This is a genomic window from Microbacterium phyllosphaerae, from assembly GCF_017876435.1.
GTDB lineage: Bacteria > Actinomycetota > Actinomycetes > Actinomycetales > Microbacteriaceae > Microbacterium > Microbacterium phyllosphaerae.
Map to the genome: position 1 here is coordinate 595,363 of NZ_JAGIOA010000001.1, position 15,592 is coordinate 610,954.

19 protein-coding genes and 1 tRNA gene are annotated in these 15,592 nt (G+C 67.0%); 5 read left to right on the forward strand and 15 right to left on the reverse strand.

The window, feature by feature from the left end; genetic code table 11:
- Positions 1–4: 4 nt before the first annotated feature.
- Complete coding sequence (locus JOF42_RS02850) at positions 5–160, forward strand: hypothetical protein (RefSeq protein ID WP_210096468.1); 156 nt, start codon at positions 5–7, stop codon at positions 158–160.
- Positions 157–786, forward strand: coding sequence for an anthranilate synthase component II (locus JOF42_RS02855; protein ID WP_210096469.1), 630 nt, complete (start codon positions 157–159; stop codon positions 784–786). The genes JOF42_RS02850 and JOF42_RS02855 overlap by 4 nt, the downstream gene beginning before the upstream one ends.
- On the opposite strand, the gene pknB is transcribed toward JOF42_RS02855, so the two are convergent.
- From pknB to JOF42_RS02890, 7 genes are read right to left on the reverse strand one after another with little or no spacing between them, the layout of a single operon-like run.
- Entirely contained in the window at positions 787–2,481 is a 1,695-nt protein-coding gene (gene pknB / locus JOF42_RS02860; protein WP_210096470.1) for a Stk1 family PASTA domain-containing Ser/Thr kinase, read from the reverse strand.
- A gap of 58 nt (positions 2,482–2,539) precedes the next feature.
- Complete coding sequence (locus JOF42_RS02865; protein WP_245340703.1) at positions 2,540–4,294, reverse strand: protein kinase domain-containing protein; 1,755 nt, start codon at positions 4,292–4,294, stop codon at positions 2,540–2,542.
- Complete coding sequence (locus JOF42_RS02870; RefSeq protein WP_210096471.1) at positions 4,291–5,745, reverse strand: peptidoglycan D,D-transpeptidase FtsI family protein; 1,455 nt, start codon at positions 5,743–5,745, stop codon at positions 4,291–4,293. The genes JOF42_RS02865 and JOF42_RS02870 overlap by 4 nt, the downstream gene beginning before the upstream one ends.
- 1 nt (position 5,746) lies before the next feature.
- Positions 5,747–7,132 (reverse strand): FtsW/RodA/SpoVE family cell cycle protein, encoded by a 1,386-nt coding sequence (locus JOF42_RS02875; protein ID WP_210096472.1) that lies wholly within the window; start codon positions 7,130–7,132, stop codon positions 5,747–5,749.
- A complete protein-coding gene (locus JOF42_RS02880) occupies positions 7,129–8,424 on the reverse strand; it encodes a PP2C family protein-serine/threonine phosphatase (RefSeq protein WP_210096473.1) in 1,296 nt (431 codons plus the stop codon). Before JOF42_RS02880 ends, JOF42_RS02875 begins: the two co-directional genes overlap by 4 nt.
- A gap of 7 nt (positions 8,425–8,431) precedes the next feature.
- Entirely contained in the window at positions 8,432–8,953 is a 522-nt protein-coding gene (locus JOF42_RS02885) for an FHA domain-containing protein FhaB/FipA (protein WP_210096474.1), read from the reverse strand.
- Entirely contained in the window at positions 8,950–9,678 is a 729-nt protein-coding gene (locus JOF42_RS02890) for an FHA domain-containing protein (RefSeq protein ID WP_210096475.1), read from the reverse strand. Before JOF42_RS02890 ends, JOF42_RS02885 begins: the two co-directional genes overlap by 4 nt.
- A gap of 339 nt (positions 9,679–10,017) precedes the next feature.
- On the opposite strand from JOF42_RS02890, the gene JOF42_RS02895 reads away from it, so the two are divergent.
- Both JOF42_RS02895 and JOF42_RS02900 read left to right on the forward strand, forming a co-directional pair.
- A tRNA-Leu gene (locus JOF42_RS02895) sits at positions 10,018–10,100 on the forward strand.
- 180 nt (positions 10,101–10,280) lie between these two features.
- On the forward strand, positions 10,281–10,712 hold the full coding sequence (locus JOF42_RS02900; RefSeq protein ID WP_210096476.1) for a hypothetical protein: 432 nt from the start codon (positions 10,281–10,283) through the stop codon (positions 10,710–10,712).
- Here the strand turns inward: JOF42_RS02900 and JOF42_RS02905 are convergent.
- The 6 genes from JOF42_RS02905 to JOF42_RS02930 all read right to left on the reverse strand — a co-directional run bounded on the left by JOF42_RS02905 (position 10,687) and on the right by JOF42_RS02930 (position 14,318).
- Positions 10,687–11,172: a hypothetical protein gene (locus tag JOF42_RS02905; RefSeq protein ID WP_210096477.1), complete on the reverse strand. Its 486-nt coding sequence runs from the start codon at positions 11,170–11,172 to the stop codon at positions 10,687–10,689. The two genes, JOF42_RS02900 and JOF42_RS02905, sit on opposite strands and share 26 nt — an antisense overlap.
- Positions 11,169–11,756, reverse strand: a complete 588-nt coding sequence (locus JOF42_RS02910) for an RNA polymerase sigma factor (RefSeq protein WP_210096478.1) — start codon at positions 11,754–11,756, stop codon at positions 11,169–11,171. The genes JOF42_RS02905 and JOF42_RS02910 overlap by 4 nt, the downstream gene beginning before the upstream one ends.
- 46 nt (positions 11,757–11,802) lie before the next feature.
- A complete protein-coding gene (locus tag JOF42_RS18270) occupies positions 11,803–12,201 on the reverse strand; it encodes a helix-turn-helix domain-containing protein (RefSeq protein ID WP_372443541.1) in 399 nt (132 codons plus the stop codon).
- A 35-nt stretch (positions 12,202–12,236) separates the two neighbouring features.
- Positions 12,237–13,577, reverse strand: coding sequence for a type II toxin-antitoxin system HipA family toxin (locus JOF42_RS18030; RefSeq protein WP_307803519.1), 1,341 nt, complete (start codon positions 13,575–13,577; stop codon positions 12,237–12,239).
- Entirely contained in the window at positions 13,465–13,809 is a 345-nt protein-coding gene (locus JOF42_RS02925; RefSeq protein ID WP_281070692.1) for a helix-turn-helix transcriptional regulator, read from the reverse strand. Before JOF42_RS02925 ends, JOF42_RS18030 begins: the two co-directional genes overlap by 113 nt.
- A 95-nt stretch (positions 13,810–13,904) precedes the next feature.
- Positions 13,905–14,318, reverse strand: coding sequence for a hypothetical protein (locus JOF42_RS02930; RefSeq protein ID WP_210096482.1), 414 nt, complete (start codon positions 14,316–14,318; stop codon positions 13,905–13,907).
- Between the two features lie 72 nt (positions 14,319–14,390).
- Here JOF42_RS02930 and JOF42_RS02935 point away from each other — a divergent pair, with 72 nt between their 5' ends.
- Positions 14,391–14,633 (forward strand): hypothetical protein, encoded by a 243-nt coding sequence (locus JOF42_RS02935; RefSeq protein ID WP_210096483.1) that lies wholly within the window; start codon positions 14,391–14,393, stop codon positions 14,631–14,633.
- Between the two features lie 15 nt (positions 14,634–14,648).
- On the opposite strand, the gene JOF42_RS02940 is transcribed toward JOF42_RS02935, so the two are convergent.
- Both JOF42_RS02940 and JOF42_RS02945 read right to left on the reverse strand, forming a co-directional pair.
- Entirely contained in the window at positions 14,649–14,957 is a 309-nt protein-coding gene (locus JOF42_RS02940; protein ID WP_210096484.1) for a winged helix-turn-helix domain-containing protein, read from the reverse strand.
- Positions 14,954–15,397, reverse strand: a complete 444-nt coding sequence (locus JOF42_RS02945) for a hypothetical protein (protein ID WP_210096485.1) — start codon at positions 15,395–15,397, stop codon at positions 14,954–14,956. The genes JOF42_RS02940 and JOF42_RS02945 overlap by 4 nt, the downstream gene beginning before the upstream one ends.
- Between the last annotated feature and the right edge of the window lie 195 nt (positions 15,398–15,592).

The window sequence follows — 15,592 nt, forward strand, 5'->3', positions numbered from 1 at the left end:
GAACATGTACGCCGCACTCTGGCGCCTGCTGCCCGGTCCGTGGTTTCTCAAGCTCTTCATCCTGCTCGTCCTGATCGCCGCCGTGCTCTATGCGCTGTTCTGGTTCGTGTTCCCCTGGGTGAGCCCGCTGATCACACCGGGCGAGGTCGACCTCGAATGACCCGGGTGCTCGTGGTGGACAACCACGACAGCTTCGTGCACACCCTGGTCGGCTACCTGCGCGAGCTCGGTGCAGAGGCGTCGATGATCGAGTCGGATGCGGCCGACGCCGCCGAGCTCGACGCGCTGCTCTCAGGATTCGACGCCGTCATGCTCTCTCCGGGTCCCGGCCGACCGGAGGATGCCGGCGCGTCGCTCGACGTGGTTCGCGCCGCCTCGCGTCTGCGGATGCCGCTGCTCGGGGTCTGCCTCGGACACCAGGCGATCGCTGCGGCGTTCGGGTCACCCGTGACCGAGGCGCCCGAGCTGATGCACGGCATGGTGTCGCGCGTCGCCCATGACGGTTCGGCACTGTTCGCCGGCATCCCTTCGCCCTTCGACGTGGGCCGCTATCACTCGCTCGCCGTCGACGAGGCCGCGCTCCCGGAGGATGTGGTGGTCACCGCCCGCACCGAGAGTGGCACGGTGATGGCGCTGGCGAACACGACGCTGCCGATCCTCGGCGTGCAGTTCCACCCCGAGAGCGTGCTCACCGAGGGCGGTCACCGTCTGCTCGCCAACTGGCTCGAGCTGTGCGGGGATGCGGACGCCGTGGCCCGCTCCGCCGATCTGCAGCCGCTGTCCTGATCAGCCGGCAGCGACGCAGTAGCGCAGCTCGACCGTCGATCCGATCGCGACATCGCCGGGCGCGGCCGACATCGAGACCACGGTCGGCGGATCCGTCGGCGGGCAGTCGCTGAGCTCGACCGGGCTCGCGGTGAGGCCGATGCGTTCGAGTTCGGCCTTGGCGGCGTCCATGGTCCATCCGGTGACGTCGGTGAGGGTCATCCGACCGCTCGCAACCACGAGGTTCACGACCGTCTTCGGCGCGACCTCGCTCTCGGCCGTCTCGCTCGCCTCCATGACGGTCTCGGCGGCCAGGCCCTTGTCGTTGCGCTGTATCACCGTGCCGAGTTGGAGCCCTGCTGCCTTGAGCGCATCCTTCGCCGCATCGAGTGACAGGCCCTCCAGCACGGGGACCACCACGGTCTCCTTGCCGGACGAGACGTAGACCGTGACGGAATCGCCTTCGCTGACCGCTGTGCCGCCCTCGGGGTCTGTGCGGATCACGTTGCCCTCGACGATGTCGTTGCTGGACTCGAGCACGAGCTTGGCCGTGAGATCGAGCTCGCCGAGGTCGGATTGAGCGCGCTCCGATGAGACGTTGACGAGGTCCGGTACGACTCGCGAGCTCGACGGAACGTCGTCGGGGCGCATGCTGATCGTCCACACCCAGAAGAGCACGGAGGCGAGCAGGACCGCCAGAAGGGCGACGCCGGCCCAGATCCACGCCACGGGCGGCCCCGACTGGGTGCGCGCCATCGTCGTGTCGGTGCTCAGCTGTCGCAGCGAGCGGGCGGTCTCCTGTGCGGCACGAGGACTCGGTCCGTAGAGCTCGCTCGTGAGAGCGCCCAGTTCCTTGCGGCTCGGCGCGTGACCCGAGACAGCCGAATCCAGCGCGGCGCGGAAGTGCGCAGCATCCGGATACCGCTGGTACGGATCCTTCGCCAGGGCACGCAGCACGATCGGGTCGAGGGCTCCGGGGGAGTCCTCGTTCACCTCGGTCGGCGGCACGGGCGTCTCGCTCACGTGCTGGTAGGCGACGGCGACCGGCGACTCGCCACGGAACGGCTGGCGTCCCGTGAGCAGCTCGTAGAGCACGACACCGGTGGAGTAGAGGTCGGCTCGGGCGTCGACGGGCTCGCCCTTGGCCTGCTCGGGCGAGAAGTACGCGGCGGTGCCGATGATCTGGGTGGTCTCGGCGACGGTCGACGACGAGTCCGACACGGCTCGGGCGATGCCGAAGTCCATGACCTTGACCTGGCCCTTGTCGGTCACCATGACGTTGCCCGGCTTGATGTCGCGGTGAACGACGCCTGCGCGGTGCGAGTAGTCGAGGGCTTCGAGGATGCCGTCGACGTAGCGCACGGCGTCTTCGACGGGAACCGGGCCCTTCGCGATGATGTCCTTCAGCAGGGTTCCGCTGATGAGCTCCATCACGATGTACGGAGGCTCATCGGTGCTGCTGTCGGTGGTCGACGGATCTCCGGCGTCGTAGACCCGGACGATCGAGGGGTGCGACATGCGCGAGGCCGACTGCGCCTCCAGTCGGAACCGGGTGCGGAAGGCGTTGTCGCGAGCGAGATCGGGGTCGAGGATCTTGATGGCGACTGCGCGACCGAGGGTCAGGTCGTACCCGCGGTACACCTTCGCCATGCCGCCGTGCCCGATGAGCTCGTCGACGCGGTAGCGACCCGCGAGAACGCGTTGCTCTGTCGACACGTACTGACCCCCTGATACGACCTGATGAATTGTCCCAGCCTACGATGCGAGCCGCGGATCAGCCTTCGGTGCCGTCCTCGCCGCCGCCACCGTCGCCACCGTCGGTGGGGGCGGCAGGGAGGATGACCACGCCAGGCATGGCGTCCGACTGCTCGGACGGCATGTCGCTCCCGCAGAACACGCGGAACGTCGCGGTGATGCTCTGACCTGCCGTGCCGGGCACGATCTGCGTCGACAGGACGCTCGGCCCGAAGCTGCGGATCGATTCGCCGGGGTTGCCACCCGAGAACGTCGCGTTGGTGAGCGTCACCTCGAAGGCGGAGCGAGCGGGCGTGCCCGAGGGGCACTCGAAGCTCGGCCAGTTGAGCGTGACCGGCTCACCCTCGGTGGGCGTGCCGGCGAGAGTCGGGGTTCCCGACGGCTTGCCCACCTGGACCTGCTCCTTGAACGTCGTGAGCGTGAGGAGCGTTCCCGGCTCCACGTTGCCACCGGGCTGCACGGACTCGACCGTGCCGACCTGGTTCGCATTCGGTGCGACCGTGTTGCCGACGACGCACTCGGCCTGCAGACCCGCGTTGACCGCGGCGGCGCGCGCGGCCTCGCACTGCATGCCCTCGAGGCCGAGGGCATCGACGTCGACCTGCTCGGGCTCCTCGGTCGGCGTGTCCGACGGCGTCGGCTTGGCCGACTGGCTCGTCGTCGTCGATTCGGTCGGCTTCGGGTCGCCGTCGCCCTGGTTCATCAGCGCGAAGACGGTTCCGCCGAGCACGATCACCAGCAGGGCGATGAGGGCGATGAGCGGCCACGTCCACGGGCTGCGCTTCTTCTTCTTCTCGCCGTCCTCCTCGACCTCTTCTCCCGTGGGGAGCTGAGCCGTGGTGGGGAGGATGCGGGTCGCGCCGTCGTCGCCCGATGCCGTGAGCAGCCGCGTGGCGTCGTCGGAGGCGACACCACCGGTCGCGATCGCCGGCACCGCGATCGCCGCGGAGTTGAGGTCGCCGCGTCGCAGCGCCTGGGCTGCACGAGCGACCGTGGCCGACGACGACGGACGATCGGCGGGCTTCTTGGCGATCATCGCCATGACGAGGTTCTGCACCGGGATCGGCACGGTCGGCGGCAGCGGCGGGGGCTGCTCGTTGATCTGCGCCATCGCGATCGCGACCTGCGACTCACCGGTGAAGGGGCGCTTGCCCGCGAGGCACTCGTACGCGACGATACCCAGCGAGTAGGTGTCGGTCGCGGGGGATGCCGGGTGGCCGGAGGCCTGCTCGGGGGAGAGGTACTGCACCGTGCCCATGACCTGACCGGTGGCCGTCAGCGGCACCTGGTCGGCGATGCGGGCGATGCCGAAGTCGGTGATCTTGACGCGCCCGTCAGGCGTGATCAGCAGGTTTCCCGGCTTGATGTCGCGGTGCACGAGGCCGGCAGCGTGGGCTGCCTGCAGAGCGGATGCCGTCTGGGCGACGATGTCGAGGGTCTTGTCGGCACTGAGCGCGCCGTCGCGCTCGAGGACGGTCGAGAGAGCCTCGCCGGGCACGAGCTCCATGACGAGGTACGCGCTGCCGTTCTCCTCGCCGTAGTCGAAGACGCTCGCGATGCCCTCATGGTTCACGAGTGCGGCATGGCGCGCTTCAGCGCGGAACCGCTCGAGGAACCCGGGGTCCCCCATGTACTCGTCCTTGAGGATCTTGATGGCCACGGTGCGTCCGATGACGTGATCCGTCGCCTCCCACACCTCGCCCATGCCGCCGATCGCAATACGCGACTGCAGCTCGTAGCGACCACCGAACGACACACCCTGCGTCGGTCTCATCTGCCCAGCACCGCCTCTATGACCTTCTTCGCAATCGGAGCGGCGATGGTGTCGCCGGATCCTGACTGCCCTTGTCCACCGCCGTCTTCGACGAGGACCGCTACTGCCACCTCGGGGTCGTCCGCCGGTGCGAAACCGGTGAACCACAACGTGTACGGCTTGTTATCGTTCTCGGTCGTACCGGTCTTACCGGCGACATCGACCCCGTCTATTCTTGCACCCTGAGCAGCTCCGGTTGAGACGCTCGCGACCATCGATGCCGTCACCTGATCGGCGACATCGGCGTCGAGTGCACGGCCGAACTCGGTGTCACCGTCAGCCCGGATCACCGAGAGGTCGTCGCCGATCACGGAGTCGATCAGACGCGGGTTCATCACGACGCCGTCGTTGGCGATCCCGGCCGCGACCATGGCGATCTGCAGCGGGGTGGCGGTGACCTGTCCCTGCCCGAAGCCGGTGAGTGCAGTCTGCGCGTCGTCGAGCCCGGTCGGGTAGCTCGACGGCGTGGATTCCAGCGGCATCGAGAAGCTCTTGTTGAAGCCGAACTTCTCGGCCATCTCGCGGATCGCGTCGTCGCCGAGCTGTACGGCGAGCTCTGCCATGGGGATGTTGCAGCTCAGTCGGATCGCCTCGGAGATCGTCACGGTCGCGGCGTTGCCGCACTTGCCACCCCAGGCGTTCGCCACGGTGTTGTTCGAGCCGGGCAGCGTGTAGCGCGCGGGGTTGGGCAGCGTGGAGTCGGGCGTCCACTCGCCGGAGGCGTACGCGGCCGCCGCGACGACGAGCTTGAAGGTCGACCCCGGAGGGTTGAGGTCGCCGGCGATCGCGCGGTTCGAGAGCGGCTTGTTCGCATCGGCGACGAGCTGGTCGTACGCCGAGTTCGCCGCATCCGCATCGTGCGTCGCGAGCTGGTTCGTGTCGAACCCCGGGGTCGAGACCATGGCCAGGATGCGCCCCGTCTTCGGCTCGATCGCGACGACGGCGCCGTTGAGTCCTTCGAGCGCCTGGTACGCCGCGGTCTGGGCTGCGGTGTCGAGCGACAGCTCGACACTGAATCCGCTCTGCGGCTTTCCCGACAGGATGCGCTCGATCTCGGCGAAGAACGCGTTCGAGCCCGTGCCCGAGAGGTCGGCGTTCATCGCCTGCTCGATGCCGGTCGCCGACTGCAGCGCCGGGTTGAAGTATCCGGTCACGGGCGCCCACATCGCGGCATCCATGTAGACGCGCTGGAACTGGTACTTGTCGTCGGACGGGGTGGACGAGGCGATCGCGACGTCGTCGACGATGATCGATCCGCGCTGGATCTCATAGCTGTCGAGCAGGGTGCGTCGGTTGTTCGGGTTCTGGCCGAGAGCATCGGCCTCGACGACCTGGATCCAGCTGGTCGCCGCGAACAGCGAGATGAACATGAACAGCATCACGATGCTGAGTCGACGGAGTTCTTTGGTCATGTCAGCCGATCACCGCCCTGGGTTGGCTGCGGACGCCGTCGGAGATGCGCAGCAGGATCGCGACGATCAGCCAGTTGGCGACGAGCGAGGATCCGCCGGCGGCGAGGAACGGGGTGGTCAGACCGGTGAGCGGGATGATCCGCGTGACACCGCCGACCATGATGAACACCTGCAGTGCGATGGTGAACGAGAGGCCGGTGGCGAGCAGCTTGCCGAAGTCGTCCTGCCCGGCGAGGCCGATGCGCACACCGCGACTGACGAACACCATGTACAGGCAGAGGATCGCGAACAGCCCGATCAGGCCGATCTCCTCACCGAGGCTGGTGATGATGTAGTCGCTGTGCGCGAGCGGAGTGACTTCGGGGCGACCCTGACCCCAGCCGGTGCCGAGGAGACCGCCGTGCGCGAGGCCGAACAGGCCCTGCATCGGCTGGAATCCGGCGACATCGGGGTCGACCTTGTCGGGGTCGAACAGGAACAGCCAGTTGATGAAGCGTCCCTGCACGTAGCTGAGGATCTGCGTCGCGACCGCCACGCCCGCCGCGACCAGCGCGAGGCCGATGAGCACCCAGCTGGTCTTGCCGGTGGCGACGTAGAGCATCGCGACGAACATGCCGAAGATCAGGGTTCCGGTGCCGAGGTCGCGCTGGATCACGATGATGCCGAGCGAGATCGCCCACACCACGAGCACAGGGCCGAGTTCGCGCATGCGCGGCCAGGTGATGCCGAGGAATCGCGTTCCCACCGAGGTCAGGCTCTCTCGCGTGCGCACGAGGTAGCCGGCGAAGAAGATCGCGAGGCAGATCTTCGCGAGCTCACCCGGCTGGAACGCGAACATGCCGCCCAGCGACACCCAGACGGCGGCGTTCGCGTCGGGAATGCGGAGTCCGGGGACGAACGGCAGGAGCAGAAGCAGGATGCCGGAGAGGCCGAAGATGTAGGTGTAGCGGAACAGGACGCGGTAGTTGCGCAGCAGGATGATGCAGGTGATGGCACCGGCCAGCGAGATGGCGGTCCAGGCGAGCTGCTTCGTCGAGTACGCGTTCCAGCCCGTGAGGGACTTGGCGATGTCGATGCGGTAGATCATCGCGATGCCGAGGCCCGTGAGCAGGGTGGCGATGGGCAGCAGGAACGGGTCGGCTGCGGAGGCGACCGCCCGCAGCACGAAGTGCACGGCGAAGGCGAGAACGGCGAGACCGCCGCCGATCGCGAGGATCATCGGGTCGATCACACCGAGTGCGCCGAGCTGCACGAGGGTGAGGGCCGCGCCGCTGATCGCGACGGCGAACAGGAGCAGCCAGAACTCGCGGTTGCGCTGCGTCTGCGGCATCCGCATGCGCTTGAGGGCCTTGATGACGCTGGTGTCGGCCGTGACGTCGGTGGTCATCCTGCGTCCTCCGTCGACGTCGGCGTGGGCACCGGAGTGGGCAGCGGGGTCTCGCCGATGACGCGGTCGGCGCCGGCCTGAAGCCTCGCGACGATCGCCTCGGCGTCGGAGAACGAGCGCGCCGTGATCGTGCGTTCCACCGAGTCGCGCTGGTAGGGCGGCAGGTCGGCGAGCAGGATGTCGGTGTCGCGCAGCGGAGTCGAGAGCGTGATCGGACCGATGTTCTGCTGAACGCCCTGGAAGATCACGACGCTGTCCTCATCGGCGCCGACGAAGTAACGCGTCTGCGTCCAGCTGTACGCCGCGAACGCCGCGAACACGAGCATCGCGATGACGACCAGCATCCCGGCGATCCATCCGTAGCGTCGGCGCTTGGCGCGTCGGCGATCCTCTTCGATGAGCTCCTCGAGGTACTCGGGGGCCGGCTCGAAGTGGCTGGGCTCGTTCGCGGCCTGGCGCACGGGGTGCAGCCAGTTGCCTCGGGGTGCGCGCACCGGGGGCACGGTGACGTTGGCGGGGTTCGACGCCGAGCCGACGATCGTCGCGGTGCCCGAGTGCATGGCGTGCTGTCCACCGACCTCGACGAGGACGATCGTGACGTTGTCGGGCGCACCTCCGTCGAGCGCCTGCTTCAGCAGGTTGTCAGCGGTGCGGCCGGGGGCCATGCCCATGCGCATCGCCTTGAGGATGTGCGCCTCGTCGACGACGCCCGAGAGGCCGTCGGAGCACAGTAGCCAGCGGTCGCCAGGCTGGGTGTGCATGACGAACATGTCGAGTTCTGGATCGGCATCCATGTCGCTGAGCACACGCATGAGCACCGAACGACGCGGGTGGTACCGCGCCTCCTCCGGCGTGATGCGGCCGGAGTCGACGAGCCGCTGCACGAACGTGTGATCCGCAGTGATCTGCGTCACGGCATCGTCGCGGTAGAGGTAGATGCGCGAGTCGCCGATGTGACCGATGACCGCGTAGTCGTCGACCATGATCACCGCGCTCAGCGTGGTGCCGAGGCCGGCGAGCTCGGGGCGATCCTTCGCGGCGCGGATCAGGTCGCCGGCGGCCGTGGTCGCGGCGGCCTGGAGTGAGGCCTGCGCGTCGTCGACCGACGTGTACGGCTGGTCGAGCGGCTCCATGCGGTGGATCGCGATGCTCGAGGCGACGTCGCCGCCCGCGTGGCCGCCCATGCCGTCGGCGACGACGAACAGGTTCGCCCCGGAATATCCGGAGTCCTGGTTGTTGGAGCGGACCTTGCCCGTATGGGAGATCGCGGCGCTCGAGCCTTCGAAGACCATGCCGGGGTCAGGCTCGCAGCTCGAAGGTCGTGGCGCCCACCTTGATCGGGGTGCCGAGGGCGAGACCGACCGGACCGCCCGTCACCCGCTGACCGGCGACGAACGTTCCGTTGGTCGAGTCGAGGTCCTGGATGGCCCAGCTGTCGCCACGCAGCAGAAGGCGGGCGTGGTGACTGGAGGTGTAGTCGTCGCGGATGACGAGTGCGGATTCGCTCGAGCGTCCGATCGTCAGGGTGTCGCTGCCCAGGGGGAGCTCGAGGCCGGCCTTGGGACCGGACGTGATGACGAGTCGCTTGGCGGTCGCGACGGTCGCCGGGCCCGTGCTCGGCTTCGCGGAGGCGGGGCGGGATGCCGCCGGGGCGGCGGTCGGTGCCGGTGTCGCCGCGGCCGCCTCGGCGGGGAGCTTTCGCACCTTCATGCCGAACAGATCGGCGCGCAGCGAGTAGACGACGCCGAACACGAAGAACCACAGCAGCAGCAGGAAGCCGACGCGCAGCAGCAGGAGGACGAGTTCACTGGGAGTGCTCACGAGAGGGCTCCGAACGCACGGGTCGCGTCGTCGTCACGCGGCCGCGGAGGGCGTGACGGGGAGGCGACGGGAACGATACGGAACACCAGATCGGTGCGTCCGATGGTGATCGTGGTGTCGGTGGGGAGCGCGGCCTCGCGTACCTTCTGGCCGTTCACCTTGGTGCCGTTGGTCGATCCGAGGTCACGCATCATGGCGCGCTCGCCGTCCCACAGGACCTCGACGTGCTTGCGGCTGGATCCGGCATCCGCGATGGTGATGTCGGCATCCGTGCCCCGGCCGATGACCGTGCGGGCGCGGGTGAGGGAGTGGCGGCGTCCGTCGACGTCGATCACAGCCTGCCAGTTGACGCGGCCCTCGACGGTGCCCGAGCTGACGTTGATCGTGCCGGTCGCGATCTTGTCGTCGCTCTCGAGGCTGATCGACAGCGGACCCGAGAAGCTGTAGCCCTGCGACTTCGCGTGCTTCGTGAGAAGAGCATGCAGTTCGTCGGTGAGAGCTCCGCCGAGTCCGAGCATGCGCTCGGCATCATCGGTGCTGAGGCGCACGACGAAGCTGTTGGGCGCGATGATGCGGTCGCGGCTCACCACAGCCGCTTTGGTGTCTGCCTCGCGCCGAAGGGCCGAAGCGATCTCCACGGGCTGGATGCCGCTGCGGAAGGTCTTCGCGAAGGCGCTGTTCACAGCGCGCTCGAGACCCTTCTCAAAGCTGTCAAGTAGTCCCACTGGGCTCCTCTGGCATGCCGACCGGTAGACACATCGTAGCCAGGTGTCCTGGGTGAACGCCCTCGCAGGGCGGCAAAGCCCCGAGATTCCGGGGGAGTGGGGGAGAGGCGGGGTGCTGCTCCGGCGTCGTGCGGGTGGCGTTCTGGCGCTGCTCTTGCGTCGTTGGCGGCGTCGTTCGGGAGGAGATCTGCGCCTGGGGAGGAGGAAGTGGGGTGGATGCTCCTCCCTACGGGCGGAAGTCCTCCTCAGGGGGTGGAGCCCGTCGTGGCCTCGGTTTCTTCATGGGGCGGAACGCGTGATATCTTTGGGAAGTTGAGTTCTTCGGAGCCCGACAGACTCGCGCGAGTGGCGGAATGGTAGACGCGCTGGCTTCAGGTGCCAGTGTCCTTATGGACGTGGGGGTTCAAGTCCCCCCTCGCGCACAGCGGGCCCTGTTCAAATCAGGGCCACCTGTTCGTGATTGAAAGAGCCGGTCAGAGATTATTCTGACCGGCTCTTTTCATTCGCCGTAGCGTGTGGTGCGTCGATGGTGACGCTCGTGGTCTGGTCGACGGTGACTGGCATCGGGATAGCCGACAGCAGGGAGTACCCCGAAGTTGCACTTGGAGGAAGCCGAGCAGTTCATCGAAGAGGGCGCCCCCGGCCACATCGAACAGCTGCAACCCTCAGGAGTGGCTGCCCGCTCAGCGGTCGCGGCCGCGTCGACGGTCATCGTCGGCAAGGCGTGGACCGGGGCTTCTCGGTCCGGCAGCGCCCTCATCCATTACGGCGCCGGGAGCGGGTGCTGCGGCGTGACGTTCGGTTTCCCGAGCATCGTGTCCGGCTGGAACAACAACGTCCGCTCCGCCGAAGGCATCAACAACTGCTGGTCGACACAGTACGACGGCACCGGCTACACCGGCAGCAAGCTGACATGCACGCCCTACTGCGCGACCTTGGGGGCGCTGGCCGCGAAGACCTCGTCGATCGTCTACCGCCCGGCGGGGACCTGGGGGCGAACGATCCCGTCTAGTCCTGGAACGGGTGCAGTCTGAGGACCGAGCATTCGAGCCTCCCCGGGACGACGGCTGCTTCGCCTTCGTCGGTGACGCAGGTCGTGAACTCGGAGGGCGCTGATCCCGGAGTGGGGGTGGCCGAGAGTTCGTCGTTGTCGGCGAACGCCCCGCCTTCCCACATCTGAGTGCACAGAGCTTCTGCATCCTCGATGGCGATGACGCCGTCTGGTGTGGCGACACTCGCCGCTGCACCGGACAGCGTGCCGTCGGGATTCCGATACTGGCCTTCGAGACAATGCACGACGCCGGTCTCGCTGACCGGACGCTCGTCGAGGAGGGTGACCGCGGCGACGCCCGCTCCCGCCACCGCGAGGATCCCTCCGGCGATGGTGACGCGACCCCAGATGGTCTTCCACCATCGGGGGCGCGCGAGGTCTCGGCGCATCTGCTCGATGAGGAGGTCTTGCACCTCCCGGTGGTGCGGCATCCGGTCACTCATGCGTTCGCCTCCTCTGATCTCGGAGAATACTCATACAGGTCACCGCGAAGCCGCGCCTTCACCCGAGACAACCGCGATTTGACGGTTCCTTCCGGGACACCCAGAGCGACGGCTGCTTCGGCGAGCGGAAGCTCATGAATGATGCAGAGGACCACGACACTCGCGTCGCGAGGATTCAACTGGCGCAGAGCCTCACGCACGCTCGCCGAGATCTTCAATGAGTCCATCGCGCGAGCGACTTCGTCGGCATGGTCGGCAACGTCTCCGTCGTGGGGGATGCGGTGCAGCAGTCGTTGATATCGACGACGCGAGCGCAGGCTGTTCTTCGCTGCGAACGACGTGGTCGCCAAGAGCCATGGCAGGACGGATCCGTCGACGATACGGACCTTGTCGCGCCGTCGCCACAGTTCGAAGAACGCGGTCGCCGCGACCTCTTCCGCGTCCCAGCTGGTGTGCATGAGCACGAGCGACAGCCGGAAAACGGGCATCTGGTGCCGGTCGTGCAGCATTCGGTAGGCCGGTTCGTCGCCGCGCGAGAGGCGGTAGAGGAGCTCGCCGTCGCTCGGCCCGCCGGGTTCCGACACGATCTCACCTCACACGTCACGGTCGATGTCCTGACCTGAGACGAGTCTACGCGGCGTGGGAGACGGCGAGGATTCGGCGATGGTCGCGACGGGCTTCTCGCGGGGTGCGGTGCAGGTAGCGGTGGCACTGCGCCCGAAACGTCTCATATGTTCCGTACCCGCAGTGCTCTGCGACGACGGACATGGGAACCGAAGGATGCCGGGCGGCCATGACCACGACCTGGCTCAGGCGACGACGCGCGAGGACTTCCGCAACTCCTCGCCCGCCACTGAAGGCTCGGTCCAGCTGCCTTCTCGACACGTAGAGTGCCTGCGCGAGCCACACGGCGCTGACTTCGGGGTTCTTGTAATGGATCTCGATGAGAGCGACGCATTGTTCCCGCAACACGACCAGATCAGTGGACCTCATACTGAGAGATGTCCGGCACTGGCCGGCCGGTTCCATCCTCGTGCTGGGCGCGCACTATGACCGCCCGCGTCTCAGTGGCCGTTGAACCCGTAGAGCGTTCCGGGATTGAGGAACTGTCGACCCCAGAGCAGCCTCTTGTCGGCGCTGGTCAACCGCCCGTGCTCGGCCGCGTCCTCCCAGTTGTCGTGGATGACGCCTTGGATCCGTTCCAAAATGCCCGAAGCGTCGGCCTCGCTGAGGCCGTACAGATTCCTGACGGACAACAATTCGGCGAAGTTGTTGGTACGTGCACCTTTCCGGTCGTACGAGATGGCCTGAGATGCGGTCTCACCGCTACGCCTCATCGGAGACAGGTCATACGCCGGACTGAGAACGGCTTTTGTCCCGTCCCAGAGCGCGGCGTGGTTGCGTAGGTGGTCGTCGGAGTTGGAGATCGCCATGTTGAAGGCGATACGGGTGAACAGCTCTGCTGCGGTGCCCTCGGGCGCTCGATTCATCCGTAACGAGTCCAAGAAGTCCACGTAGCTGCCGCTACGTGCTTGCAGTTCGTCGAGACCGGTCATCGTCAACGCACTGACGGCGAGTACGCGCTCGCCGCGGTCGCCGCGGTCGAAGCGTTCGACGAGCAGCACGCTACGGCCGAGAACAGTCTCCACGCGCGTGGAGGCGACGTCGATTCCGGCTCGCTCGGCGAGGAACATACTGGCCGCTTCTGCGCCGACGACGGGGAAGTTGTCGTTGGACGCGGTGAATTTCGCGATGTACTCGCGGGCTCCGTCGTGGAGGATCGCCTTCGGACGCGCGCCGCCCATGGCTGTGCCGCTGAGCAGTGCGCGCTCGAGCTCATAGGAAAGGTCGCCACCGGCTTCGACGATGTCGGCGGCGCTCAGAAGCTCGGTCAAGGGTGCCGGAGCAGAGTCACGAGGTACGTACTCTTCCGGCGACGACTGAAAGTCGATGGCGCCGAACCGATTGGATCCGGAGCGGAGGAGGTAGGTGCGCTCGTCCACGTCGCCGGTGTCAGCGTCCGAGCCCCTGTCGCCTGTCACCTGGTACTGCACGACGCGGCGTCCCCACGCATCCGGTGAGGCATCTCGGAGGGCGCCGGGGAGTCCCAGTGATCCCGTTGGACCATAGGTGTCGCCGGTCAGGGGAAGGGTCGGCGACAGCGAGACCGCGTTCTCACGTTGTCGGTAGAGCCGCCCGTAGTCGAACGAGAAGTTGCCCCCAGCGTTCTCGCGCAGTCGCCCGGCGGGGACGGGTGTCGTCTCGCCGGGCAGCCATGCCCAGACGTAGATGTCAGAAGTCGAGTCCATCGTCGTCGTTCCTCCGAGGCCGATCCACGCGTGCGGGCAGGAGAGCAAGTCGCTCTTCGCCGCGACGTCGTAGTGCGATGAGCTCACTCGGGTCATCAACGCCGAACAGTGGCACGCCGACGATCGTCGCGACGTTGAAGACTTTCCCGATGCTGGTGGCGGGGTTGCCCCGCTCGATGGAGTGCAAGGTCGTCCGAGATATCCCTGCAGTGCCCGCAAGCTCTTCAGCGGTCATCCCTCGAGCAGCGCGCGCCAGTCGGATCTGCTGGCCCAACACTGCAAGAGCATCTTCGGCAGCCCGTGAAGTTCCCACTTGAGTTCGCCCCATGTCCAATAGTTTACACTCAAATATTATTTATGCACAGAGTATTGGACGCTATGGGCGAGGTTGGCTGCTACAGCATGCTCAGCCATCGTCGCTTCTCAGCCCCGAATCAGTCGTCGCGCGGCTTCGAACCGCACCCAATCGTGGTCGGATGCCGGTGTCAGCTCCCATTCGTCGACGGGGCCGCCCTCCCACGCTGTCGCGGCGACCGCGCCACCCGCATCGGTGAGGTCGTCGACCACGCCGGCATCGAGTCGGCCCCCGGCGAGAAGCTTCTTCTGCGATGACCCCTTCAGTCGCGCCCACCATTCGGGCTCGGGCGTCGCTGTGAGCACCTCGCCCTTCTTCAGGACGGCGGCGACGACCTGCGCCTCTCCAGGGGAGGCCGGGTCGGCGTCACTCACGATGAGTACCGGGGCATGCGTGAGGCGAAGAGCTGCGATCACCGCTTCGCCGAGAGAGTCGTATCCGTCGGTGCGGCCGCCGGCCGAGTGCTCGATGTGAAAGCTCATGGCTCGACAGTACCTGCGGGTCGCGAGCAGCAGGATGGGCCCTCGTGAGGCTTCGCGCGTAGTCTTCACGACATGGTGAGACGCGGAGTGCGACGGCGGTATCGGCGTGAGCTGCTGATGATGACGCTCAGCGCGCTGCTTCTCGCGTACATGTCGGGCCTCTTGGTTCTGACCGTCGCCTGGGGGACGTCGTACTCCGTCTTCCAATGGGTGGTCATCGGAGTCATGGTCGTCGGCTCCGCGCTGCTGCTCGCCTTCCAGGCCCGGAAGGTCATCCGGATTCGCGGGAGCCGACCCGGTCGGCGGGGCGAGTGAGCGCGGCTTCGCGCCCTATCCGTCGACCTCGAGGGATGCGTCCGCGATGGAGGCGAGGCGTCGAAGCTCCGCGACGTGCGCACGGAAGGCTCGTCGCCCGGCCTGTGTGAGGGAGAGCAGGGTGCGCTGACGCGCGTTCCGTGTGACCTTGTCGATACGGACATAGCCCGCCTGTTCGAGCGCCTTGGCGTGCTTGGAGAGCACCGAGTCCGACACGTTCAGTCGCTCGCGCAGGAATGAGAACTCCGCGTCGTCGACGGGCGCGAGCAGTCCGCACAGTTCCAGCCGTGCGACGGCGTGGATGGCTGGATCGAGTCCGCTCACGCCGTGCCCTGCGTCTCGAGTCGACGACGCCAGACGCGCATCCAGACGAATCCGGAAGCGGTGACGGCGATGCACGCGATCGCGCCGGCGGCGATGCTGATCCCGATGTCGGAGGCGAGATACGACCACAGTGCCGTCGAGACCAGAGCCACCAGCATCACGCCCGTCACCCACAGCGTCGCGCCGCCGGTGTAGCCCGACACCCACCAGCCGTGAGTCCGTCGCCACCACGCGATGAAGAGAGGAATGAGAACGACGAAGCCGACCGCCACGATCAACGCCCAGGGCTGCGGGAAGCCCTGAGACGCGGTGAACACTCCGGCTCCGAGCCCCAGAGCGAGGTGGTACCAGCCTTCGCCCCGGGGTGCATCCGTGTACGTCGTCGCCACGGCATCGAGGCGAGCCAGCGAGGCGTGAGGGTCATTCCGTTCACTTTCCATAGTGGAAAACTACCCCCGACTTTCCACCTTGGCAAGTGAGCAGAAGAAACATATCGTCAAGGTCTCGAGCCTTCGAATACCCCGGACAGGTTCTGTGAATACGGCCAGCCGTTTTGAGATCACGCTCTCCTCGTGATGGTGTGAACCAGTGCGACGGCCAGAATCCCCCCAGACCGACTCGACTCCGGACCCCAC